The organism is Paenibacillus sp. AR247 (assembly GCF_002968895.1).
Classification (GTDB): domain Bacteria; phylum Bacillota; class Bacilli; order Paenibacillales; family Paenibacillaceae; genus Paenibacillus_AQ; species Paenibacillus_AQ favisporus.
In genome coordinates, this window is record NZ_PCZT01000002.1 from 418,247 (window position 1) to 419,537 (window position 1,291).

Here is a 1,291-nt window from a genome sequence, read left to right on the forward strand (position 1 = left end):
CATCGATGCCGTGCTGGCCGTCCAGGAGCATGTCGACCCGCAGCTGATCAAGCCGCAGCATCTGGATAAGCAGCGCTATATGGAAATGAAGCTGAAAGCGCAAAAAGAGTCCGGCAAAATCCAGACCCAGCCCGGCGAATACGACGACTTGTGGAACCTCGATCACAAGCCGGAGCCTGAGTCCCAGGAAAGTGCGGCCAACCGCAAATTTCCGCCTGAACCGGAAAAGGACATCGTCTGGTTCATCCAGGAATTTTCCGAAGTGCTGGAGGACTGGCAGCGCGACATTATGACGATGCTCCGCGACGAAATGCTCTATTTCTGGCCGCAGATGGAGACCAAAATCATGAACGAAGGCTGGGCTTCGTACTGGCATCAGCGGATCATCCGCGAGCTGGACCTGACGAGCGACGAGACGATCGAATTCGCCAAGCTCAACTCTTCGGTCGTGCAGCCGTCCCGGCACAGCCTGAATCCATACTATTTAGGGCTGAAAATCTTCGAGGACATCGAGCGCCGCTGGGACCATCCGACCAAGGAGGAAATCGAATTCGGCGGCCGCAAACCTGGGCAGGGCCGTGAGAAAATTTTCGAGGTGCGCGAATTCGATTCGGACATTTCCTTTATCCGCAACTACATGACGAAGCAGCTGACCGAGGATCTGGACCTGTACGTCTTCGAGAAAAAGGGCCCCGAGTGGAAAATCACCGATAAAAGCTGGGAAAACATCCGCGACCAGCTCGTCTTCGCCCGAGTCAACGGCGGCAGCCCTTACCTCGTCGTCGAGGACGGCGATTACCTGCGGACCGGCGAGATGGTGATCAAGCATATGTACGAGGGCATCGAGCTCGACCTGAAGTACATGGAGCGCACGCTGCCTTATGTGTATCAGCTGTGGGGCCGCGCCGTTCATCTGGAGACGATCGTCGAGGACAAAAAGGTAATGTTTTCGTACGACGGCAAGAAGCTGCATCGGCGGTTCGTGTGAGGGAGGTTCTAAGCCGCTCATTGGAGCAGATCATGTAAATGTTGAGCTTCGATGACCGCTCCGATGCCGGATCGTTCTTCCGATCGCTGTTGCCCCCAGATTTCCTGAATCGGTAACATGCCTAGGTGGAAATCCGGGGACAAAGGCGACCGCTGACCGCTTCTCCAGAATGATTCCGTCCTCTCCGCTGACTACTGCCTTTAAGCTGCTCTTAGGAGCAGATCTCGTAAAATGCTATACGAATGAGTCTTGAAGCCCCTNATTGGACGCAGATCATGTAAATGTTTGAGTCTTCGTTGACCG

General features: G+C 54.8%; 1 protein-coding gene. It reads left to right on the forward strand.

The genetic code is table 11. The features are described from left to right. Positions 1-988 (forward strand): SpoVR family protein (locus CPT76_RS02470; protein WP_105441819.1); only part of this gene is annotated, 988 nt, incomplete at its 5' end. Positions 989-1,291: the final 303 nt, after the last annotated feature.